This is a genomic window from Streptomyces eurythermus (assembly GCF_014649115.1).
Classification (GTDB): domain Bacteria; phylum Actinomycetota; class Actinomycetes; order Streptomycetales; family Streptomycetaceae; genus Streptomyces; species Streptomyces eurythermus.
The window spans coordinates 15,513-37,863 of record NZ_BMSK01000037.1 but is presented as its reverse complement, the minus strand read 5'-3'; the positions used below and the strand labels follow the sequence as shown (position 1 = coordinate 37,863).

Genomic DNA, 22,351 nt, shown 5'->3' with positions numbered 1-22,351 from the left:
TCCGCCGGGTCCATCAGCTTGGTGATCCTCGTCATCCCCTTCGCGGGGTCGACGACGACCTTCATCTCCTCGTCGGCCAGCTTCTTCACCGTGTCCACGGCGAGAATGATCCTCTTGCCCTCGCCCCGGGCGGCCAGCAGCGTCTTCTCCACCGAGACCGGGTGCACGGTGTCACCGTTGGCGAGGATCACCCCGTCCCGCAGCGCGTCACGGCCGCACCACAGGGAGTAGGCGTTGTTCCACTCCTCGGCCTTGTCGTTGTCGATCAGCGTCAGCTTCAGGCCGTACTCGGCCTCCAGCGCCGCCTTGCGCGCGTAGACGGCCTCCTTGCGGTAGCCGACGATGACCGCGACCTCGGTCAGCCCGATCTCGGCGAAGTTCCCCAGCGTCAGGTCCAGGACCGTCGGCTCACCCTCCACACCCTCGGGCCCCACCGGCACCAGCGCCTTGGGCAGCGTGTCGGTGTAGGGGCGCAGACGCCGTCCGGCGCCGGCCGCCAGCACAAGGCCTATCATCGCGGTTTCTCTCCTTTGGTTCACGGGTGGACCGTCCGTCGCGGCCGGCTCGGGCGCCGTGCTCGGGGGCGGACGGTCGCGCGCCGGCCGGGGCCGGCGGGAAAAACGGGTGTGGCCCTGTCCGGGGACAGGACCACACCCTGTACGGCGGCGCGATCAGTCGTCGCCGGCCGAGGCCGACGGCACGGACTTCGCCGTCGACTTCGCGGCGGCCGTCTTGGCGGTCTTCGTCGCCTTCTTGGCCGTCGTCTTCTTCGCGGCCGTCTTCTTGACGGCGGCGGTCTTCTTGGTGGTGGCCTTCTTCGCCACCGCCTTCTTCGCCGGGGCCTTCTTGGCCGCCGCCTTACGGGCGGTCTTCTTCGCCGGAGCGGCCGCCTCGGCCTCCTCGGCTCCCTCGGTCACCGGGGCCTCGGCCACGGGGGCCTCCGCCGCCGGGGCCTCGGACGCCGGGGCTTCGGCCACAGGAGCCTCCGCCGCCGGAGCCGCCGCGGACGCCGCCGACGGGACGACCACCACGGCCGCCTCCTCGGGCGCGGTCGGCGCGGTGGCCTTGCGCACCGCACGGCGGCGCGGGCGGGCCGGCGCCGGGGCGCTCTCGGCCGCCGGCTGCTCGGCCTGAACAGGCTCACCGGCCTCGACCGGCGCCTCGACGGCCTGGACGGGCTGCTCCACCGGGGCCTCGGCCGCGGGCGCGGTCTCGGACACGGTCACCACGGCCGCCTCGGCGCCCGCGGGGGAACCGGCCGGAGCCGACGCCTTCCGGGTCGCCCGACGGCGCGTACGGCCCTTGGGCGCGGCCTCCTCGGCGGCCGGGGCCTCGGCCCCCGGCGCCGGGACCACCTGGTCCTCGACGGCCGCCGGCTCGGCCAGCGCCTCGGCGGCGGGCTCCGGCCGCACCGGGCGCGCCGCCGCCTCCTCGGCGGTGACGTCCTGGGCGGTCGGCGCCTCGGGCTCCGCGACGGGCTCGGCCTTCTCCGCCTTGCGGCCGGCCCTCTGCGCCCTCTCGGCCCGCTCCGGCTTCTCCGTCTTCGGCGCGCCGGCCGGAGCCGACGCCCGGCGGCTCGCCCGGCGGCGGGTACGGCCACGGCCGGCCGCCGCCTCCGCCTCGGCGACGCTGCTGTACAGCTCCTCGTCCGGCGCGAAGTCGGGCGCGGGCAGGGAGACCGGCTCGGCGGCCTCGGCGGCCACCTCGGCGGCGGTCTCCACCTCGGGCGTGACGGCCGTACCGGCCTCCACGGCCACGGCGGGGGTCTCGTGCACATGCTCGTGCACCGGCTCCGCCTCGGCGCCACGGCCGCCGCGCTTCTTGCGCTTGCCGCCGCCACCGTTGGCGGTGGCCTGGTCCAGGTGGACGATGACACCGCGGCCGTTGCAGTGGACGCAGGTCTCGGAGAAGGACTCCAGCAGGCCCTGGCCGACCCGCTTGCGGGTCATCTGCACCAGGCCCAGCGAGGTGACCTCGGCCACCTGGTGCTTCGTACGGTCCCGGCCCAGGCACTCCAGCAGGCGGCGCAGCACCAGGTCGCGGTTGGACTCCAGGACCATGTCGATGAAGTCGATCACGATGATGCCGCCGAGGTCGCGCAGCCGCAGCTGGCGCACGATCTCCTCGGCCGCCTCCAGGTTGTTCCTGGTGACCGTCTCCTCCAGGTTGCCGCCCTGGCCGGTGAACTTGCCGGTGTTGACGTCGATGACGACCATCGCCTCGGTCCGGTCGATCACCAGCGAACCGCCGCTGGGCAGCCAGACCTTGCGGTCCAGCGCCTTGGCGAGCTGCTCGTCGATCCGGTAGGTGGCGAAGACGTCGACCTCGCTCGTCCACTTCGACAGCCGGCCGGCCAGGTCCGGGGCGACGTGCGAGACGTAGCCGTGGATGGTCTGCCAGGCGTCGTCGCCGCTGACGATGACCTTGGAGAAGTCCTCGTTGAAGATGTCCCGCACGACCCGGACGGTCATGTCCGGCTCGCCGTACAGCAGCGTCGGGGCGTTGCCGCTCTTGGCCTTCTTCTGGATCTCCTCCCACTGCGCCTGGAGCCGCTCGACGTCACGGCGCAGCTCGTCCTCGCTCGCGCCCTCGGCGGCGGTGCGCACGATGACGCCCGCGTCCTCGGGGACGATCTTCTTGAGGATGGTCTTCAGCCGGGCCCGCTCGGTGTCGGGCAGCTTGCGGCTGATGCCGGTCATCGAGCCCTCGGGCACGTACACCAGGTAACGGCCCGGGAGGGAGACCTGGCTGGTCAGACGGGCGCCCTTGTGACCGATCGGGTCCTTGGTGACCTGCACCAGGACGGACTGGCCGGACTTCAGGGCGGACTCGATGCGTCGCGGACCGCCGGACATGCCGAGCGCCTCGAAGTTGACCTCGCCGGCGTACAGGACGGCGTTGCGGCCCTTGCCGATGTCGATGAAGGCGGCCTCCATCGACGGCAGCACGTTCTGGACCTTGCCCAGGTAGACGTTGCCGACGTACGAGGTCGACTGCTCCTTGTTGACGTAGTGCTCGACGAGCACGCCGTCCTCCAGGACGCCGATCTGCGTACGGTCGCCGTGCTGGCGGACCACCATCACGCGCTCGACGGCCTCGCGGCGGGCCAGGAACTCGGCCTCGGTGATGATCGGGACGCGCCGGCGCCCCTGCTCCCGGCCTTCCCGGCGGCGCTGCTTCTTGGCCTCCAGCCGGGTCGAGCCCTTGATGGACTGCACCTCGTCGGACGGCTCGCTGGGCTTGCGCGGCTCGCGGACCTTGACGACGGTGCGCTCGGGGTCGTCGGCGGACGGCTCGGCGTCGACGGTGGTGTCACCGGCCCGGCGCCGGCGGCGACGACGGCGACGGCTGCTGGCGCTGGACCCGGCGGGCTCGTCGGCGCGGCCCTCCTCGGCGTCCTCTTCCTCCTGCTCGGCGGTGTCCTCGGCGTCCTGCGCGGCCTGCTCGGCGGCCAGTTCCTCGGCGTCGGCGTCCACGCCCTCGCCGGACTCGCCGTCGGCGGCGTCACCGCGCCGGCGGCGGCGTCCGCCCCGGCGGCGACGGCGGCGCGAACCGGACTCCTCGTAGCCCTCGGCGCCGTCGGTCTCGTCGCCCTCCTCGCCCTCGGCGAGGTCCTCGGCGGACTCGGGGGCCTCCTCGGCCTCCTCCGGCTCCTCCTCGGCGGCGGTCTCGACGGGCCGGGTCTCCTCGGCGGCACCGCGGCGGCGCCGGCGCCGGCGGGTACCGGTCTCGGCGCGCTCCTCCGCGTACTCCTCGGGCTCCTCCGTCTCGGCGGCCTCGGCCGCGGCCTCGGCGGCGGCCCGCTCCGGGGTCTGGAACCGGGGTTCGGTGAACACCGGGGCCTGGAACACGGCGACGGCGGGACGGGCCGGGCGGCGCCGGCCCTTCGCCTCGGCGGGCTGGGCGGGCTCGGTGGACTCGGGGCGCTCGGCGGCCTTCGGCGCGGCGGGCTGGGCGGGCTCGGCGAACCCGGACGCGGCCCGTACGACCCGGCGCCGGGCGCGGCGCGGCGCGGCGGCCTCGGCGGCCGGCTCGGGGATCTGCGGGGCCTGGGCGGCGCCGGCCGGCTCGGTGGTGTGCGTGGTCACGGGGGCCTCCGGCTCCGCGGGGGTGGTCGGAGTCCGCTCCTCGGCCTGGGTGGCGGCGGGGGCCTCGGCGGTCTCCTCGCCGGCGGGCGCGGAGGCCCGGCGGGTGGCCCGGCGCCGGGTACGGCGCGGGGCGGCCTCCTCGACGGGCGCCTCGGCGGCCTCCTCGACGGGGGTCTCGGCGGGGGTCTCCCGCACCGGCTCCGCCTCGGCGGCGGGCGCCTCCTCGGCGGCCTTCGGCGCACCGGCGGGCGCGGACGCACGGCGCGTGGCCCGACGACGCGGACGCGCGGGCGCGGCCTCGGCAGCCTCGTCGGCAGCCGGCTCCTGCGGGGCCTCGGCCGGGGCGACGGCCTCGGCGGCCGGGGCGGACGTCTCGGCGGTCTCGGCGGGGGCCGACCCGCGGCGCGTGGCCCGGCGGCGCGGACGCGCGGCCTCGGCGGGCGCCTCCTGCGCGGCGGCCTCGGCGGGTGCCTCGTCGGCCGGGGCGGTCTCGGCGGCGGCGGTCGGCGCGGAGACGCTGCGCGTGGCCCGACGGCGGGTGCGGCGCGGCGCGGCTTCCTCGCCGACGACGACCGCGCCGGCCTCGGGGACGGCGGAGGCCGTCTCGGCGGCGGCAGCGGCCGGGACGACGGTCTCGGCGGCCTCGACGGACGCCTCCGCAGGGGTCGGCGTACCGGCGGGGGCCGACGCACGACGCGTGGCCCGACGGCGCGGACGCGCGGCGGGAGCGGCCTCGACGCGCGCCTCCTGCGCGGCGCCCTCGGCGGGCGTCTCCACGGCCGGGGCGGTCTCGGCGGCGGTCTCCGTGGCGGCGGTCGGCGCGGAGACGCTGCGCGTGGCCCGACGGCGGGTGCGGCGCGGCGCGGCTTCCTCACCGACGACGACCGCGCCGGCCTCGGGGACGGCGGAGGCCGTCTCGGCGGCGGCAGCGGCCGGGACGACGGTCTCGGCGGCCTCGGCGGACACCGGCGAACCGGAGGGCGCCGACACACGGCGCGTGGCCCGGCGGCGCGGACGCGCGGCGGGAGCGGCCTCGGCGGGCGTCTCCTGCGCGGCGCCCTCGGCGGCCTCTGCCGTCTCTTCGGTCACCTGCGTTTCTTCGGCGCCGTCCTCGAGCACCTCGGCGACCTCGTCGGTCTCGGCGGCCGGTATGGCCGGCACGGTGACCTCGGCGGGCGCCTCGGCCGCCGCGGCGGGCGGGCCCGCCGGGCGGGAGGCGGCACGGCGACGCCTGCGCGGCGGCAGGGTGTCGCTGGGGGTGTTCAGTTCGGAACCCTCTTGGGGTTCGTTCGGTCCGAGCATGCGGGCGTATCTCCCGTCAGGCTCCCGGGCGCCGCACCTGGTCCGGCGCCGGTCTCAGGGGACCGTCCGCCGTTGACGTCCGCGGCCCGCGCGATGCGCGGTGGCCGCCGTCCGGGGCGCGGGCGCCGCACGGGAGCACTCTGTGTCCTGTCTCGCCGGTTCCGTACGCCTTGTCGGTACGGCCTGGCGAAAGTCTTCTGGTCGGTGCGCTGCCCGACCCAGGTGGCTCCCGAGTACGAGGGCGGCGCTACGACGTCCGTCCCTACGCGGGACCTTCCGGCATGGGCGCCGTCGCGGCGGCGGCCGGTTGGGCCGTAAGGGCCCCGGCAGCCTCGCGGTCGGGCGCGAGCGGGTCGGTCACCGTGCCGGTCTCTTCATCGAACAGCCCCTGCGCCAGCCTGGTCACCGCTGCGGGGACCGGCGGCGCCAGGTCGGCCACGGCGCGGAGACCGGACAGGACGTCGTCGGGTCGTACGGCAGGCGTCACGTGCCGAACAACCAGCCGCAGTATCGCACAGGGCCGGTCGCTCGGCCTATCAGCCGGAGCGCCGTGCGTTTCCAGGCTCACCACCGCCGGGCGGGCGTCGAAGGTGCGGACGCCGTTCTTCGTCATCCGCTGCACCTCCACGGCGTCGGCCTTGGTGAAGGCCTCCACCGCGCGCTCGGCCTCGGCCGGCTCCACGCCGTCCAGCCGCAGCTCCCAGACGGAGGCCGTCAGCCGGTCGGCGAGGCCGGAGGTCCGTGCCTCGACCGCCTCGACGATGTCGAGCCCGGCGGGCAGCGACTCGTCGAGGAGGGCGCGCAGGGTCTCCGGGTCGCGCGGTGCGGTGAGCGCGATCTCCAGGTACTCCGCCTCACTGCCCGTGCCGGTGGGTGCGGCATTGGCATACGACACCTTGGGGTGCGGCGTGAACCCGGCCGAGTACGCCATGGGCACCTCGGCACGACGCAGCGCCCGCTCGAAGGCGCGCTGGAAGTCTCGGTGGCTGGTGAACCTCAGGCGGCCGCGCTTGGTGTAGCGCAGGCGGATGCGCTGCACCGCGGGTGCGGGCGGCGGGCCTTCGGGCTGTCGCTTGCCCAGTGTCGTTCAGTCCTTCGTGAGTGCGGTCGTACTCCTACCAAGAGTACGTGTGTCGCGGGCCACGGGTTCCCGCCGGTCCGCCTCGACCGGCTGCCGAGGGGTGCCGAACAGCATCCGGCGGAACTCGGCGCGGGCCTGCCGAGCCGTGTCGCGGGCCGTGGTCACCATCTCCCGGGTAACCCGTCCCACCGCGCGTACGCCTGCGGCGACGGGCCTCAGGACGGCGGCGCGCACGGCGTGCCCGACCGGCGTGAGGACGGTGCGGTACGCCCAGCGCACCGGCTCCACGAAGACCCACCGGAAGAGGGCGGCGAGGGCGCGCCCGACGGCCCGGGAGATCCGCCCCGCGATCCGCCAGGCGTGTCCGAGGGCGTCCCGCACCTCGCGGGCGACGAGCGCCAGGAACCGGCCGACGGGCGCGAGCACCCGGCGCCACAGCGCGAGCGCGGGCAGGACCAGCAGCACCCGGGCGGTCCAGTACAGGGCCAGGCCGATCCCGGTGACGAGGAGGCCCAGCAGCCAGGCGATTCCTCGCGCGCACCACGCGACGGCCCGGCCGACGGGCGCGAGGACCCAGGTGTACAGCCATCGCGCGGGGACGACGACCAGGTACCGCACCAGCCAGGCGAGCGCCGTGTACCCACCGAGTCCGAGGGCGGCCAGTACGGCGCCGGCGCCCTTCAGCAGCCAGGCCAGCGCCCGCCCGGCGGGGACCAGCACGCGCGCGTACACCCACGCGAGCCCGGCGCCGATCCCGCGCGCGAGCCGGGCCAGGGCGTGCCCGACGGGGGTGAGGACGTACCGGTGGCACCACACGGCCGGGGCGACGACGAGGACCCGGCCGAGCCAGGCGAGCGCCCTGCCGACGGGGACCAGGAGGTATCGCCACAGGGCCACGAACGGCCAGACGAACAGGGCCCTGCCCGTCCACAGGAGGGCCTGTCCGAGTGGTTTGAGCACGGTGTCCCGCAGAAGCCGCCCGATGACGACGAGCGCGTCCCACACCATGCGCACCGGCACGACCAGCACCAGGACGACGATCCGCACGGGCAGGCGGACGGCGACGACGAGGCACCCTTCGGGCTGGTGGCGCGGGTCCGGCGGCTTCTGGAGATCCATGTCCGCAAAGACGCGCGGACCGGCCGATCGGATCCGCATCTGTCATGTTCACCGCGACACACTGCCGTGTCGTACTGCTCCGTGGTTCAGCCGGCGGTGCCGTGCCCGGCGACCGGCCGGAAGTAGCGGTCCAGTGCCCAGGCGGCCAGGCGGGTGCCGGCCCGGCGGCCGTCGACGTCCGCCGTGCGGGAGTGCACACCGGCCCACACCCGGGCGTCGACGACATCCCGGTCGAGGTCGTCGGCACTCCGGTAGTACCGGGTGGTGCCGGTGACCTCGGAGGGGACGTTGAGGTCGATGCGCGAGGTGCCGAGGACGCCGGTCAGGGCGCGTGTCACGGCACCGGCGACGGTCGTGTGACCGGCGAGGTAGTCGGGGTGCGGTGGGGTGGGGAGCAGGGGCTCCCAGGCCGGGTCGGGCGTCGTCGCGGGGTTGCCGTCGGTGCCGGCGAGGCGGATGGCGGTGACCGGCCGCCAGAAGGCGTAGTGGAGCTTGGCGTCCCACGCGGTGACGACGGCGTCGGCCGCCGACGCGTTCACCGCGGCGAACAGCCGGGCCGTCCGGACGATGCCGAGCCGGTGCCGGGCGGCGTGGTCCCGTACGGCCGTCTGGACCTGCGCGATCAGGTTGCCGCCGAAGAAGAGGGCGGTCTCGGTCTGCCGCGCGGTCCTGCCCGAACCGGTCCGCGCGCCCATGACCCGCACCTCCCGGACGTCCTCGGCGTAGGCGGCCGAGGAGAGGGCGGGCGGTCCGCCGGGGCGGAACTGCCGCGGCGAGGTGAGCAGCAGGGGGCGGAGCCTGGCGAGCCAGGTGTCGATGAACGGCTGGAACCCGGGCGGGGTGGGCCGCCAGACGCCCGGTGCCGGGGACGCGGTGTACGGGACGTCCGCGAACCTGCCGTCCCCTTCCCGGAGTTCGACGACGCGGGCGGCGGCGCGCTCGCCGTAGCGCACGCCCTGGTCCCTGGCCGGGCCGGCCGGGAGCGCGGCGAGCGAGTCCGCGTACGCGGTGTCGAGCCGCTCCTCGAAGGCGGGGAAGTAGGCGAGCAGTACGTCGTGGGCCGCGGTGGCGGCGGCCGCCGCGGAGGATGCCCCTGGCGGGCCGTGCTCGCGCCACTTGTAGAGGGCGTAGCCGCCTTCGATCCCCACCACGGCGTTGTACACGGCGACGGAGACGAACCCCTGCCAGACCGCCGCCTGCCCCGAGGGACGCGGGCCGAGGCTCGCCGTGATCGTGTCGGTGGCGACGGCGTTCCACTCCCGGACCACGGCCGCCGGGTCCGCGGGGACCCGTGGGCCGGTGTCGGGGGGACTCGTCGCGGCGGTGAGCGTCAGGAGGGCGACGGCCGCGACGGCGCACTGGGTGAGCAGGGCGACCCGCCGCGGCCGGACGGGTCCGGAGCCCCCGATGACCCTCACAGCCCGCTCAGCGGAGCACGCGGACCGAGCGGGGGCCTCCGACATGGGCCACTGCCCGGCCGGGAGCCAGATCGGTGACGCGAACCGTGCAGCCCTGGTTGAGGTACACGCGCACCGTCTTGTTCGTCTCGTTCGCGATCAGGTCCGCCCGGACCTGGAGGTTGATGCAGACGTCGTCCGGGGGGTTGGAAATCCGGAACTCCTGCTGATTGACGTCGAAGTACCGGATCGTTCCCGTGGCTGCCTGCGCGTTGGTGGCCAGGCCCGTGGTCAGCACCGCTGCCGTACCTACCGCGAGGCCGATTCTGCGCAGGCGTGCGAGTTCCGGCATGAGGGCTCCCTTCCTCGTGTTGGCCGCCGGCCATCGTTGCGGCGTGCCAAGGGAAGGGATTCCCCCGATCCGGCTCGTTCCGGATCGGGGGGACACAAGGCCACTCCAAGGAGCGAACGAGCCACGAGCGCCGGCACGGCCGGACCCGTCACCCGACCGGCCGTCCGGCCGGCCTCAGTGCGAGTGACCGCTCGCGGCCGGTGCCGGGCCGGCGTTCTTCACGGTCAGCGGCAGCAGCTTCTTGCCCGTCGGGCCGATCTGGATGTGGGTGTCCATCTGGGGGCAGACACCGCAGTCGAAGCACGGCGTCCAGCGGCAGTCCTCGACCTCGGTCTCGTCCAGGGCGTCCTGCCAGTCCTCCCAGAGCCAGTCCTTGTCCAGGCCGGAGTCGAGGTGGTCCCAGGGCAGGACCTCCTCGTAGGTGCGCTCCCGGGTGGTGTACCAGTCGACGTCCACGCCGAACGGGGCGAGGGCCTTGTCGGCGCACGCCATCCAGCGGTCGTAGGAGAAGTGCTCGCGCCAGCCGTCGAACCGGCCGCCGTCGTCGTACACCGCGCGGATCACCGCGCCGATGCGGCGGTCACCGCGGGAGAGCAGGCCCTCCACGATGCCGGGCTTGCCGTCGTGGTAGCGGAAGCCGATCGAGCGGCCGTACTTCTTGTCGCCGCGGATCTTGTCGCGAAGCTTCGCCAGGCGCGCGTCCGTCTCCTCGGCCGACAACTGCGGCGCCCACTGGAACGGGGTGTGCGGCTTGGGCACGAAACCGCCGATGGAGACCGTGCAGCGGATGTCGTTGGACCCGGAGACCTCGCGGCCCTTCTGGATCACGCGGGTGGCCATGTCGGCGATCTGCAGGACGTCGTCGTCGGTCTCGGTCGGCAGGCCGCACATGAAGTACAGCTTCACCTGGCGCCAGCCGTTGCCGTACGCCGTCGCGACCGTACGGATCAGGTCCTCTTCCGAGACCATCTTGTTGATGACCTTGCGGATGCGCTCGGAGCCGCCCTCGGGGGCGAAGGTCAGACCGGACCGGCGGCCGTTGCGGGTCAGCTCGTTGGCCAGGTCGATGTTGAAGGCGTCCACACGGGTGGAGGGCAGGGACAGGCCGATCTTGTCGTCCTCGTACCGGTCCGCGAGGCCCTTGGCGACGTCGCCGATCTCGCTGTGGTCGGCCGAGGACAGGGACAGCAGGCCCACCTCCTCGAAACCGGTCGCCTTCAGGCCCTTGTCGACCATCTCGCCGATGCCCGTGATGGAACGCTCACGCACCGGACGAGTGATCATGCCGGCCTGGCAGAAGCGGCAGCCTCGGGTGCAGCCGCGGAAGATCTCCACGGACATCCGCTCGTGGACCGTCTCCGCCAGCGGCACCAGGGGCTGCTTCGGGTACGGCCACTCGTCCAGGTCCATGACCGTGTGCTTGGACACCCGCCACGGCACGCCGGAGCGGTTGGGCACCACACGGGCGATCCGGCCGTCCGGCAGGTACTCCACGTCGTAGAACGCCGGGACGTACACCCCGCCCGTCCTCGCGAGGCGGAACAGCACCTCCTCGCGGCCGCCGGGGCGGCCCTCGGCCTTCCACTCGCGGATGATCCGCGTCATGTCGAGGACGGCCTGCTCGCCGTCGCCGATCACGGCCGCGTCGATGAAGTCGGCGATCGGCTCCGGGTTGAAGGCCGCGTGACCGCCGGCCAGGACGATCGGGTCGTCCTCGGTGCGGTCCCGGGACTCCAGCGGGATGCCCGCCAGGTCCAGCGCGGTGAGCATGTTGGTGTAGCCCAGCTCCGTGGAGAAGCTGAGGCCGAACACGTCGAACGCCTTCACCGGGCGGTGGCTGTCCACCGTGAACTGCGGGACGCCGTGCTCACGCATCAGCGCCTCCAGGTCCGGCCAGACGCTGTAGGTGCGCTCGGCGAGGACGCCCTGCTGCTCGTTGAGGACCTCGTAGAGGATCATGACGCCCTGGTTGGGCAGACCCACCTCGTACGCGTCCGGGTACATGAGCGCCCAGCGGACGTCGCACTCGTCCCACGGCTTGACCGTGGAGTTGAGCTCTCCGCCGACGTACTGGATCGGCTTCTGCACGTGCGGGAGCAGAGCTTCGAGCTGCGGGAAAACCGACTCGACAGGCATCTCGCGAACCTTCATGAGCTGACAGGGGGGACCATCAAGCCTAACCCGCCCGGAAGGTCCCCCCGCACGCTCAGCCGGGCAGCCCGCCGGCGATCTTCTCCCACCGCCCCGCCAGCTCCTCCTCCAGCCGGGCCGCGTGGCCCTCCTCCCTGCCGTACAGCAGCCCGTAGGTGAACGCGCTCTCCCCCGCCGCGTGGGCCACCGCGGCCAGCTCGCGCAGGGTGCTGCGGGCCATGACGCCGTCCTGGTGGTCGCCGAGCAGGGTGGTCAGGCTCTTCATGGCCTTGGTGAGGGCGCGGGCGGGGCCGCCCAGGGCGTCGGTGGCGGCCTCGGCCGCGTACCGGGTGCGCTTGGCCTTCTTGCGGGCCTCGTGCAGCGCGCGGTCGCGCTCCTGGCCCGGCGGCAGCGCGAGCGCGTGCTCCATCAGGGCCGTGAGCTTGCGCGCGTCCTTGCGCACGGCCTTGGCGAGCGCCTTCTTCGGTTTCCGCCCGGCCGCCGCGCGCAGCGGAGGATCGGCGAGCAGGGCGTCCAGGGCGTCGAGCAGGGCCAGATAGCGGCGGGAGTCCAGGACGCCGGTCAGATGGGCGTGGGTGCCGTGGCGGGCCTCGGCCCAGGCGGTGAGCCGTTCCTCGACGGGGCCGGTGACCAGGGCGGGCGGGAGCGCGTCGAGGGCACTGGTCAGCCGGTCGGCCAGCACCTCCTGGTCGCGTGCGGTGCCCAGCTCGCCCGCGAGCCACTTCAGCTCGGCGCCCAGGGGGCCGGTGACGGCGCGGTCGAGGACGCCGGTGAAGGTGCGCAGGGTGGCGCGGGCGCGGCGGGTGGCGACCCGCATCCGGTGCACCGAGTCGGGGATGCCGCGGCGCACGGCGGGGTCGAGCGCGACCAGCGCGTCCCGCTGGGCGCGCAGATAGGCGAGGACATGGTCGCCGGCGGTCACGGGCGCGGCGGGCCCGGCCGGCTCGCCGGGGCGGTCCGGCGCGGTCTCCGCCAGGGCGCGGGCCAGTTTCGACGCGGCGGCGGACGGCCGCACCCCGGCTTCGCGCAGCCGCTTCTCCAGCCGGTCGAGCAGGGCCGGGTCGCCGCCGTCGGCCAGTTCCACCTCGATCTCGGTCCACCGGGCGGTGCCGCCCGGGCCGGTCAGCCGCTCGGCGGTCACGGTGTCCAGGCTCGCCTCGGCCAGCAGGGCGCCCCGCGCGTCGACCAGGTGCCGCACGTCCCGCGCCGAGCGCAGCCGGACCAGCGGCACCAGCGCGCGGCCGCGGACCCGGGAGCGGACGAGGGCGGCGATCTCCTCGGGGACGCTGTCGCCGAGCGGGGCGCGGATCTCGTCGCGGACCCCGGGGGCGACGGGGAACTTCAGGTGCCAGCCGGCGTCCGAGCCCCCGGTGCGCCGGCGCAGGGTGAGCGAGTCCCCGGCCAGGCGTTCGTCGGCGGTGTCGTAGTAGGTGGCGTCCAGCTCGACCACGCCCCGGTCGAGGACGGCGGCCACCGGGCCGACTCCGGTCAGGTCGGGCAGCCCACTGTCGTCGGCTTCGTACTTGCGCTCGATCTCGCGTTTCGTGTCCGCCATGCACCGAATCTAGTGGCGGCGGCGCCGCTCCGGCAGAGGGCACCGCCGCCGGGAGGCTCACGCCGACATCGGCCGCTGCACCTTGATCGACTGGAGCAGTCCCACGGCCACCCACACGGCGAACATCGAGGAGCCGCCGTACGACACGAACGGCAGGGGCAGACCGGTGACCGGCATGATGCCGAGGGTCATGCCGATGTTCTCGAAGGACTGGAAGGCGAACCAGGCGACGATCCCGGCGGCCACGATCGTCCCGTACAGCTCGGTCGAGTCGCGCGCTATCCGGCAGGCGCGCCACAGCAGCAGCCCGAGCAGGAAGATGATGAACCCGGCGCCGACGAAGCCCAGCTCCTCCCCCGCGACCGTGAACACGAAGTCCGTCTGCTGCTCGGGCACGAACTGGCCGGTGGTCTGCGAGCCGTGGAAGAGCCCGGCACCCGTCAGGCCGCCGGAACCGATGGCGATGCGGGCCTGGTTGGTGTTGTAGCCGACGCCCGAGGGGTCCAGGTCCGGGTTGGCGAAGGCCGCGAACCGGTTGATCTGGTACTCGTCCAGGATGTGCAGCTGCCAGATCGCCACACAGCCGATCACCCCGGCGGTGAGCAGCCCGAACACCCAGCGGTTGGAGGAACCGGAGGCGAGCAGCACGCCCAGGATGATCGCCACCATGGCCAGCACCGAGCCGAGGTCGGGCATGAGCAGCAGGATCATGATGGGTACGGCGGCCAGGCACAGCGACTGGAACACCGTGCGGTGGTCGGGGTACGGCTTGTCGCCCGCGTCCACCCTCGCCGCCAGCAGCATGGCCATGCCCAGGATGATCGAGATCTTCATGAACTCGGCCGGCTGGAGCGAGAAACCGCCGATGACCAGCCAGTTGCGCTGGCCGTTGATCGTCGCCCCGAGCGGGGTGAGGACGACCAGGGCGAGGAGCACCGACAGGCCGTAGAGGATCGGCACGGCGTTGCGCAGGGCGCGGTGGCCGAGCCAGACCGTGGCGGTCATCAGGGCGATCCCGATGCCGAGGTTCATCAGGTGCCGCAGCAGGAAGAAGTACGGGTCGCCCTGGTTCAGCTCGGTGCGGTTGCGGGTCGCCGAGTACACCAGCAGCGAGCCCAGCAGGGACAGCGCGGTGGCCGCGAACAGGATCGGCCAGTCCAGCCGGCGGGTGAGCGAGTCGCGGGCGAAGAGCCTGGTCCAGCCGGGCCGTTCGGGGCCGTAGCGGGAGACGGAGAAGCTGTTCGTGCCGGTCATGAGGGCATCCTCCGGCTTCCCCGGGCCCGGTGCCCGCGGCGCCTGCGGGTGTCGCGGTTGCCGGTCGTGGGCGACGGCGTGGTGCCCGCGGGCTGCTGGTCGTCGCCGTTGGTCGGGTTGTCCTTCTGGGCGGTCTCGGTGTCCTTCGCCGGATCGCCGGTGATCTTCGGGGCGGCGATGGTGCCGTCCGTACGGACCTTGGGCAGGCCCTTCTGCGGCTCGGGCAGCAGCGCCTTCTTGTCGTCGATGGAGCCGTCGCCCTTGACGCCGTAGAGCGCGCTGTAGATGTTGCGCACGGCCTCACCGGAGGCGCCGGAACCCGTACCGGCCTGGGCGATCGTCATGATCACCGTGTAGTCCTTGGAGTAGGTGGCCAGCCAGGACGTGGTCTGCTTGCCGTAGACCTCCGCCGTACCGGTCTTGCCGTGCAGCGGGATCTCGTCCTGGGGCCAGCCGCCGAACTTCCAGGCCGCCGTACCGCGGGTGATGACGCCCGCGAAGGCGTCGTCCATGCCCTTGAGGGTGGCCTGGCTGACCGGGAGCTTCCCGCGCTTCTTCGGCTTGATCTCCCGCACGGTCTTGCCGTCGGGGCTGATGACCGCCTTGCCGATGCTCGGCTGGTACATCGTGCCGCCGTTGGCGACGGCGCCGTAGATCACGGCCTCCTGGATCGGCGTGACGAGCGTGTCGCCCTGGCCGATGGAGTAGTTGATCGAGTCACCCTCGCGCATCTTGTTGCCTTCGAGGCAGTTCTCGTAGGCGATCTTCTCGACGTACGAGCCGTCCTTCTTGCCGCTCTTGCACCAGGCGTCCTTGTTGGCCTCCCAGTACGCCTGCTTCCAGCGGCGGTCGGGGACGCGGCCGGTGACCTCGTTGGGCAGGTCGATGCCGGTCTCCTTGCCGAGGCCGAACTGGTGGGCGGCCTTGTAGAAGTAGTCCTTCGGGCGGCCCTTGGGGTTGCTGCCGCCGTCCTTCTTCCACTCCTTGTCGGCCAGGTAGTAGAAGACGGTGTCGCAGGAGACCTCCAGGGCGCGGCCCAGCGAGATGGGGCCGAAGTTCTCGCCCTCGAAGTTCTTGAAGACCTGGCTGCCCACCGAGTAGGAGCTGGTGCACGGGTAGCGCCCGTCGAAGGGGTAGCCGGCCTCGACGGCGGCGGCCGTGGAGATCACCTTGAACGTCGAACCGGGCGCGGCCTGACCCTGTATGGCCCGGTTCAGCAGCGGGTAGTCGGAATCCTTGCCGGTGAGGGCCTGGTAGTCCTTGGCGGAGATGCCGCCGACCCAGACGTTCGGGTCGTAGGTCGGCGCGGAGGCCATCGCGACGATCCGGCCGGTCTTGGCCTCCATCACGACCACGGCACCGGAGTCGGCCTTGTAGTTGGTGCCGGTGATCTTGTCGTACTGCTGGCGGGCGGCCTTCATCGCCTTGTCCAGCTCGTACTCCGCGACCCGCTGGACGCGGGAGTCGATGCTGGTCACCAGGTTCGAACCGGGCTCGGCCGCGTCCGACTCGGCCTTGCCGATGACCCGGCCGAGGTTGTCGACCTCGTAGCGGGTGACGCCGGCCTTGCCGCGCAGCACCTTGTCGTACGTCCGCTCCAGGCCGGAGCGGCCGACCATGTCGGAGCGCAGATACGGCGAGTCGGTGTCCTTGGCCTTCTGGATCTCCTCGTCGGTGACGGGCGAGAGATAGCCGAGCACCTGCGCGGTGTTGGACTTGCCCGGGCCCGGGTAGCGGCGCACGGCCTCGGGTTCGGCGGTGATGCCGGGGAAGTCCTCGGAGCGCTCGCGGATCTGCAGGGCCTGCTTGGGCGTGGCCTCGTCGGTGATCGGGATCGGCTGGTACGGCGAGCCGTTCCAGCAGGGCCGGGGGGTCTTGGCGTCGCACAGCCGGACCTTCTGCATGACCTCCGTCGGGCTCATGCCGAGGACGCCGGCCAGCTTGGTGAGGACGGCCTTGCCGCCGTCCTTCTGCCGGGTCAGGTCGGTGCGGGAGGCGGAGACCACCAGCCGCGTCTCGTTGTCCGCGAGGGGCACGCCGCGGGCGTCCAGGATGTCCCCGCGCACGGCGGGCTGGACCACCTGCTGGACGTGGTTGCCGGACGCCTCCTTCTGGTACTCCGCGCCCTCGCGGATCTGGAGGTACCACAACCGGCCGCCGAGCGTGCCGAGGAGGGAGAGGACGAGGATCTGGATCACGACGAGCCGGATCTGGACCCGTGGGGTCCGACCGGTCTCGGGAATGTTGGTCACTGCGGCTGTCTCCCCCTCTCAGTGCGTGGACGTCCGCGCGCGGACGCCGGTGCGTGCCATGGGCGTACGGGCCGCCCGGGCGTGAACCCGCCGCCCCCGTACGCATGATGAACGGCCGGCCTGTGAACTCGCGTTCCAGGAGAGCCGACCCGTTCGAGTGAACCTGCCGGGTGCGAGCCCGTCGCCGCTCACAGCCGCTTGACCCCCTTGATGCGGCCGACCCGGGCGGAACGGGTGCGGGCCTTGGCCTTCAGCGCGCCGAGGCCGCCGCGCCGGTCGCCGACGCGCAGGCCGGTGCCGGAGGACAGCCAGCCCGAGGAGATGTCACCGGCCTTGGCGGCGGACCCGGTCTCGGTGAGCGGGTCGTTGTCGGCGCGGCGGGCCAGCCACATCACCCCGGGCACCACGAACGGGGCGAGCAGCAGGTCGTACAGGGCGGCCGAGAACAGCAGCCCGGGCAGTCCGACATGGCGGGCGGCGGTGTCGCCGACCAGGGCGCCCACCCCGGCGTAGAGCAGGGTGGAGCCGACGGCGGCGGCGACCACGACGGCCATCGGCCCGGTCGCCGACTTCAGCCGGCCGTTCTCCGGCCGGATGAGACCCGCGAAGTAGCCGGTGACGCACAGCACGAGCGCGTAGCGGCCGGCCGCGTGGTCGGCGGGCGGGGCCAGGTCGGCGAGCAGGCCGGCGCCGAACCCCACGAGGGCGCCGCCCACATGGCCGTACACCATCGCCAGGCCGAGGACGGTGAGCAGCAGCAGGTCGGGCACCGCGCCCGGCAGATGCAGCCGGGCCAGGACGCTCACCTGGATGACCAGGGCCACCACGACCAGCGCGCTGGAGAGCAGGATCCGGTTGACACGCATGGGATTCGGCTCCTACTGCTGCTCGTCGCTGGCGTTGTCGGTGTCGGTGTCGCCACCGGTGTCCGGGTCGGGGGCGCCGGCCGACGGGGACACCGTGACGGTCACGGTCGGCGTCGGCACCGGCTTCGGCTTGGCCGGGAGCACGGTGTCCCGCGGGTCCTTCTTGGGGCCCTGCACGACCACGCCGACGATGTCGAGCTTGGTGAAACCGACGTACGGGGTGACGTACAGGGTGCGGGTGAGGCCGCCGCCGGAGGGGTCGACGCGGGAGACCACGCCGACCGGGACGCCGGGCACGAACGGCTTGTCGGCCTCCGAGCCGAAGGTGACGAGCCGGTCGCCCTTCTTCACCTCCGCCTTGCCGTTGAGCAGCTCCACGCGCAGCGGGCGGTCCCCCTGGCCGGAGGCGAAGCCGAGTTCGTCGTTGCCCTCTATGCGGGTGCCGACCGTGAAGTCCGGGTCGTTGGCGAGCAGCACGGTGGAGGTGCTGGGGCCGACGGTGGTGACCCGGCCGACGAGGCCGTCCCCGTTGAGGACGGTCATGTCCCGCTTGATGCCGTCGTCGGCGCCCGCGTCGATGGTGATGGTCCAGGAGAAGCCCTGCGCCGACCCGATGGCGATGACCTGGGCGCCCTTGATGGCGTACTGCCCCTCACCGGCGATCTTCATCAGCTTGTCGAGCTGCCCGAGGCGGCTGCGGTTGCGGTCGTCGCTGCCGAGCTTGGCCTTGAGGGCCGCGTTCTCCTTCTCCAGCGCGGCCAGCCGGTCGTGCCGGGTGCCCGAGTCGCGGACGGCGGAGACGGCGTCGCCGACCGGGTCGACCACACCGGACAACCCGTCCTCGACCGGGCCGAAGACCGCCGCGGCGGCGTGCCGGGCACCGTCGACCGGGGAGTTCCGTCCTCCTCGGATGTCCACCGTGATCAGCGCGAACGCGATGGCGACCAGCAGGACCAGGAGCAGCCGGCTCTCTTTCGTGTCCCTCACGTGCGGCGGCCGTGCCCTTCCTCAAGTAGGAATTCGGCGGGCCCTTTGGAAAACGCGAATGGCGCCGCGCAAACCGAAGAGGCCCAATAGGGGGAGCGTATGCCTCTATATCAACGATCCGCCGCACGAGAGGAGAACGTCTCGTACGGCGGAATGGAGGAGCGACGTCATCTGCGCGGCTGGGCGTCCAGAACCTGCTGGAGCGCCTCGAACTCCTCGACGCACTTCCCGGAGCCGAGCGCGACGCTGTCCAGCGGGTCCTCGGCGATGTGGATCGGCATGCCGGTCTCCCGCCGCAGCCGCTCGTCCAGCCCGCGCAGCAGCGCTCCGCCGCCGGTCAGAACGATTCCCCGGTCCATGATGTCGCCGGAGAGCTCCGGCGGACACTTGTCGAGGGTGGTCTTCACCGCGTCCACGATCGCGTTGACCGGCTCCTCGATGGACTTGCGGACCTCGGCCGCCGAGATGACGACCGTCTTCGGCAGCCCGGACACCAGGTCGCGGCCGCGGACCTCGGTGTGCTCGTCGGTGTCCAGGTCGTAGGCCGAACCGATCGTGATCTTGATCTGCTCGGCGGTGCGCTCGCCCAGCAGAAGGCTGTACTCCTTCTTGATGTACTGGATGATCGCGTTGTCCAGCTCGTCCCCGGCGACGCGGATGGACTGGGCGGTGACGATCCCGCCGAGCGAGATGACCGCGACCTCCGTGGTGCCGCCGCCGATGTCCACCACCATGTTGCCCGTGGCCTCGTGCACCGGCAGACCGGAGCCGATGGCGGCGGCCATGGGCTCCTCGATGATGTGCACCTGACGGGCACCGGCCTGGGAGGACGCCTCGATGACCGCGCGGCGCTCGACTCCCGTGATGCCCGAGGGCACGCAGACCACGACCCGCGGCCGGGCCAGGTACCGCCGCTTGTGGATCTTCAGGATGAAGTAGCGGAGCATCCGCTCGGTGATCTCGAAGTCGGCGATCACACCGTCCTTCAGCGGACGCACGGCCACGATGTTGCCCGGCGTCCGGCCGATCATCTTCTTGGCTTCCGAACCCACCGCCAGGATCCCACCCGTGTTGGTGTTGATCGCCACGACGGACGGCTCGTTCAGCACGATTCCGCGACCCCTGACGTACACCAGCGTGTTGGCGGTCCCGAGGTCGACAGCCATGTCACGGCCGATGAACGACATTGAGTTCCCCATCCGGATTCATCTGGCCTCCCTGCGCTTTTGAGGGCATGTCAGGTAGGCGAGGCGGGTGCTGTGACGTGAAGGCTTCCATCGTAAACGCGCCGCCACGAACACTGCGCGAGGGTCTCCGCCATTGTCACCAGATGGCGTGCCGCCTCGCTTGTGGAGACGGGCGTTCGGGGGCGCGCGTTCCCTCAAATGCGCGGGCCGTGCGAGGGAGCCCGGACGAGGGGTGCGAGAAAGGCCCGGGACCGCGCCCGGACCTTCTCCGCCGCCGCCGTGGGCCTTACGCGCGGCCGGGGAAGAAGATCTTCACCTCGCGCTCGGCGGACTCCTCCGAGTCCGAGGCGTGGATCAGGTTCTCGCGGACGATCACGCCGAAGTCACCGCGGATCGAGCCGGGCGCGGCGGCGATCGGGTCCGTCGGGCCGGCCAGCTGACGCACGCCTTCGATCACCCGCTCGCCCTCCACGATCAGCGCGACGACCGGACCGGAGGACATGAACTCCACCAGCGGCTCGTAGAACGGCTTGCCCACGTGCTCGGCGTAGTGCTGCTCCAGCGTGGCACGGTCCAGGGTGCGCAGCTCCAGCGCGGTGATCTGCCAGCCGGCCTTGCGCTCGATACGGCCGATGATCTCACCGGTCAGCCCACGGCGGACGGCGTCGGGCTTGAGGAGGACAAGGGTGCGCTGGCTCACGAGGGGGCTCCTTACACGACTTACGGGTGCGGTGGCACGAGGTTACAGGGCGTGCCGGTGCGTCCGTCACGCAGCGTCAGCCGGGGAGGAGGACGACCGCGCCCCCGCCGCGAAGCGGGCCTTCGCCTCGTCCACCTTTCTCCCGAAGTGCACCGACGCCCACCACAGCGCCGCGAAGACCGCGCCCATGAAGTACATGGTCGGCACGAAGACGCCGGAGGCGATCAGGGCGAGCTGCAGGGCCCAGCCGAGGGCCACCCCGCCCGGGCGGGTCACCATGCCGCACAGCAGCACGCACAGCAGCATGGCGATGCCGCTGACCAGCCACACCGTCGACGTGGCCAGGTCGGGGTCCTTCATGGCGACCAGCCCGGCGAAGCCGATGATGAAGAACTCGCCGATCAGGGTCGACGCACAGAGCGTACGCATCTTGTCTCTCAGCCCTTCCCCAGCAGCAGCCGGGCCTCGCCGACCGTGATGACGGAACCGGTGACCAGCACACCGCCGCCCGCGAACTCGCCCTCCTCCTCGGCCAGCGTGATCGCGGCCTCCAGGGCGTCCGGCAGCCGCGGCTCGACCTGCACCCGCTCGTCGCCGAACACCTCGACGGCGATCGCGGCCAGCTCGTCCGCGTCCATGGCGCGGTGGCTGGAGTTCTGGGTGACGACGACCTCGGCGAAGATCGGCTCGAAGGCCTCCAGCAGCCCCCGCACGTTCTTGTCCCCGCTCGCGCCCACGACACCGATCAGCCGGCTGAAGTCGAACGCCTCCCGCACCGCCTCCGCGGTGGCCTCGGCGCCCGCCGGGTTGTGCGCCGCGTCCAGCACGACCGTCGGGGAGCGCCGGACGACCTCCAGGCGGCCCGGGGAGGACACGGCCGCGAACGCCTTGCGCACGGTGTCGATGTCCAGCGGCTCCGCGCGCTGGGCGCCGACGCCGAAGAACGCCTCCACGGCGGCGAGCGCGACGGCCGCGTTGTGCGCCTGGTGGGCGCCGTGCAGCGGGAGGTAGACCTCCGGGTACTCGCCGCCGAGGCCGCGCAGGGTCAGCAGCTGCCCGCCGACGGCCACCTGCCGGGCGGTGACGCCGAACTCCAGCCCCTCGCGGGCGACCGTGGCGTCCACCTCGACGGCCTTCTTCAGCAGCACCTGCGCCGCGTCCACCGGCTGCTGGGCCAGGATGACGGTCGCGTCCTGCTTGATGATGCCGCTCTTCTCGCCGGCGATCTCCGCGGTGGTCCCGCCGAGCCGGTCGGTGTGGTCCAGGCCGATGGGGGTCACGACGGCCACGTCACCGTCGATCACGTTGGTGGCGTCCCAGGAGCCGCCCATGCCGACCTCGACGACGGCGACGTCCACGGGCGCGTCGGCGAAGGCGGCGTACGCCATGCCGGTGAGGACCTCGAAGAAGGAGAGCCGGTACTCCTGCTGTCCGTCCACCATCTCGACGTACGGCTTGATGTCCTGGTACGTCTCGACGAACCGCTCGGCGGAGATCGGGGCGCCGTCCAGGCTGATCCGCTCGGTGATCGACTGCACGTGCGGGCTGGTGTACCGCCCGGTGCGCAGTTCGAAGGCGCCGAGCAGGGCCTCGATCATGCGGGCGGTGGACGTCTTGCCGTTCGTGCCCGTGATGTGGATCGAGGGGTACGAGCGCTGGGGCTCGCCGAGGACGTCCATCAGCGCGGAGATCCTCGCGACCGAGGGCTCCAGCTTGGTCTCGCCCCAGCGGGTGGCCAGCTCGGCCTCGACCTCGCGCAGCGCCTTGTCGACCTCGGGGTCCTCCGGGCGCGCGGGTACGTCGGCCTGCGGCGGTCCGCCCTGGGTGCGCAGGGTGCGGCTGCCGGCCTCGATCACCGCGAGGTCGGGGTCGCGGGTGGTCTCGGCTTCGATGATCTCCTCGAAGCTGTCGAGGGGGTCGGGCTGGTCGGTACCGTTCGGGTCGCTCACGGTGCCCAGTCTACGGAGACCGGCTGACAAAGGGTGCGGTGGCTTGGCGCGCCTGTGGAAGGGAGTGGCCGGGGAGTGCGGGCCGGTCGCTCCGCGCGGTTCCCCGCGCCC

General features: G+C 72.9%; 16 protein-coding genes. All 16 read right to left on the bottom strand.

What is annotated here, in order from left to right; all coding sequences use genetic code 11:
• Positions 1-515 (bottom strand): phosphocholine cytidylyltransferase family protein (locus tag IE251_RS39435; protein ID WP_189757757.1); only part of this gene is annotated, 515 nt, incomplete at its 3' end.
• A 156-nt stretch (positions 516-671) separates the two neighbouring features.
• Positions 672-5,390 (bottom strand): Rne/Rng family ribonuclease, encoded by a 4,719-nt coding sequence (locus IE251_RS39430; RefSeq protein WP_189757756.1) that lies wholly within the window; start codon positions 5,388-5,390, stop codon positions 672-674.
• A 262-nt stretch (positions 5,391-5,652) separates the two neighbouring features.
• Positions 5,653-6,429, bottom strand: coding sequence for a TIGR03936 family radical SAM-associated protein (locus IE251_RS39425; protein ID WP_189757755.1), 777 nt, complete (start codon positions 6,427-6,429; stop codon positions 5,653-5,655).
• A 48-nt stretch (positions 6,430-6,477) separates the two neighbouring features.
• Positions 6,478-7,590: a hypothetical protein gene (locus tag IE251_RS39420; RefSeq protein ID WP_189757754.1), complete on the bottom strand. Its 1,113-nt coding sequence runs from the start codon at positions 7,588-7,590 to the stop codon at positions 6,478-6,480.
• A gap of 86 nt (positions 7,591-7,676) precedes the next feature.
• Positions 7,677-9,008, bottom strand: coding sequence for a vanadium-dependent haloperoxidase (locus IE251_RS39415; RefSeq protein ID WP_229897147.1), 1,332 nt, complete (start codon positions 9,006-9,008; stop codon positions 7,677-7,679).
• A gap of 7 nt (positions 9,009-9,015) precedes the next feature.
• Positions 9,016-9,339 carry a hypothetical protein gene (locus IE251_RS39410; RefSeq protein WP_189757753.1) on the bottom strand — a complete coding sequence of 108 codons (324 nt, stop codon included), beginning with the start codon at positions 9,337-9,339 and terminating at the stop codon, positions 9,016-9,018.
• 174 nt (positions 9,340-9,513) lie between these two features.
• Positions 9,514-11,475: a TIGR03960 family B12-binding radical SAM protein gene (locus IE251_RS39405; protein WP_189757752.1), complete on the bottom strand. Its 1,962-nt coding sequence runs from the start codon at positions 11,473-11,475 to the stop codon at positions 9,514-9,516.
• Positions 11,476-11,545: 70 nt separating this feature from the next.
• A complete protein-coding gene (locus IE251_RS39400; RefSeq protein WP_189757751.1) occupies positions 11,546-13,045 on the bottom strand; it encodes a CYTH and CHAD domain-containing protein in 1,500 nt (499 codons plus the stop codon).
• 57 nt (positions 13,046-13,102) lie between these two features.
• Positions 13,103-14,299, bottom strand: coding sequence for a rod shape-determining protein RodA (rodA, locus tag IE251_RS39395; RefSeq protein ID WP_189757750.1), 1,197 nt, complete (start codon positions 14,297-14,299; stop codon positions 13,103-13,105).
• A complete protein-coding gene (gene mrdA, locus IE251_RS39390; protein WP_189757749.1) occupies positions 14,296-16,551 on the bottom strand; it encodes a penicillin-binding protein 2 in 2,256 nt (751 codons plus the stop codon). Before mrdA ends, rodA begins: the two co-directional genes overlap by 4 nt.
• 188 nt (positions 16,552-16,739) lie before the next feature.
• The gene (gene mreD, locus IE251_RS39385; RefSeq protein WP_189757748.1) at positions 16,740-17,417 is read right to left on the bottom strand and encodes a rod shape-determining protein MreD; all 678 of its coding nucleotides are present in this window, start codon (positions 17,415-17,417) and stop codon (positions 16,740-16,742) included.
• Positions 17,418-17,429: 12 nt separating this feature from the next.
• Positions 17,430-18,404 carry a rod shape-determining protein MreC gene (gene mreC, locus IE251_RS39380; protein ID WP_189757747.1) on the bottom strand — a complete coding sequence of 325 codons (975 nt, stop codon included), beginning with the start codon at positions 18,402-18,404 and terminating at the stop codon, positions 17,430-17,432.
• 167 nt (positions 18,405-18,571) lie between these two features.
• Positions 18,572-19,591, bottom strand: a complete 1,020-nt coding sequence (locus IE251_RS39375) for a rod shape-determining protein (RefSeq protein ID WP_189757746.1) — start codon at positions 19,589-19,591, stop codon at positions 18,572-18,574.
• Positions 19,592-19,877: 286 nt separating this feature from the next.
• Positions 19,878-20,291, bottom strand: coding sequence for a nucleoside-diphosphate kinase (gene ndk, locus IE251_RS39370; RefSeq protein WP_030790425.1), 414 nt, complete (start codon positions 20,289-20,291; stop codon positions 19,878-19,880).
• A gap of 66 nt (positions 20,292-20,357) precedes the next feature.
• Positions 20,358-20,720 (bottom strand): DUF4233 domain-containing protein, encoded by a 363-nt coding sequence (locus tag IE251_RS39365; protein ID WP_030790422.1) that lies wholly within the window; start codon positions 20,718-20,720, stop codon positions 20,358-20,360.
• Between the two features lie 8 nt (positions 20,721-20,728).
• The gene (gene folC / locus IE251_RS39360; protein ID WP_189757745.1) at positions 20,729-22,240 is read right to left on the bottom strand and encodes a bifunctional tetrahydrofolate synthase/dihydrofolate synthase; all 1,512 of its coding nucleotides are present in this window, start codon (positions 22,238-22,240) and stop codon (positions 20,729-20,731) included.
• Positions 22,241-22,351: the final 111 nt, after the last annotated feature.

Coding starts and splice junctions, on each gene's coding strand:
- IE251_RS39430 (WP_189757756.1), bottom strand. CDS start 5,390: ATGCTCGGACCGAACGAACCCCAAGAGGGTTCCGAACTGAACACCCCC.
- IE251_RS39420 (WP_189757754.1), bottom strand. CDS start 7,590: ATGGATCTCCAGAAGCCGCCGGACCCGCGCCACCAGCCCGAAGGGTGC.
- IE251_RS39410 (WP_189757753.1), bottom strand. CDS start 9,339: ATGCCGGAACTCGCACGCCTGCGCAGAATCGGCCTCGCGGTAGGTACG.
- IE251_RS39405 (WP_189757752.1), bottom strand. CDS start 11,475: ATGCCTGTCGAGTCGGTTTTCCCGCAGCTCGAAGCTCTGCTCCCGCAC.
- IE251_RS39400 (WP_189757751.1), bottom strand. CDS start 13,045: ATGGCGGACACGAAACGCGAGATCGAGCGCAAGTACGAAGCCGACGAC.
- rodA (WP_189757750.1), bottom strand. CDS start 14,299: ATGACCGGCACGAACAGCTTCTCCGTCTCCCGCTACGGCCCCGAACGG.
- mreD (WP_189757748.1), bottom strand. CDS start 17,417: ATGCGTGTCAACCGGATCCTGCTCTCCAGCGCGCTGGTCGTGGTGGCC.
- IE251_RS39375 (WP_189757746.1), bottom strand. CDS start 19,591: ATGTCGTTCATCGGCCGTGACATGGCTGTCGACCTCGGGACCGCCAAC.
- IE251_RS39365 (WP_030790422.1), bottom strand. CDS start 20,720: ATGCGTACGCTCTGTGCGTCGACCCTGATCGGCGAGTTCTTCATCATC.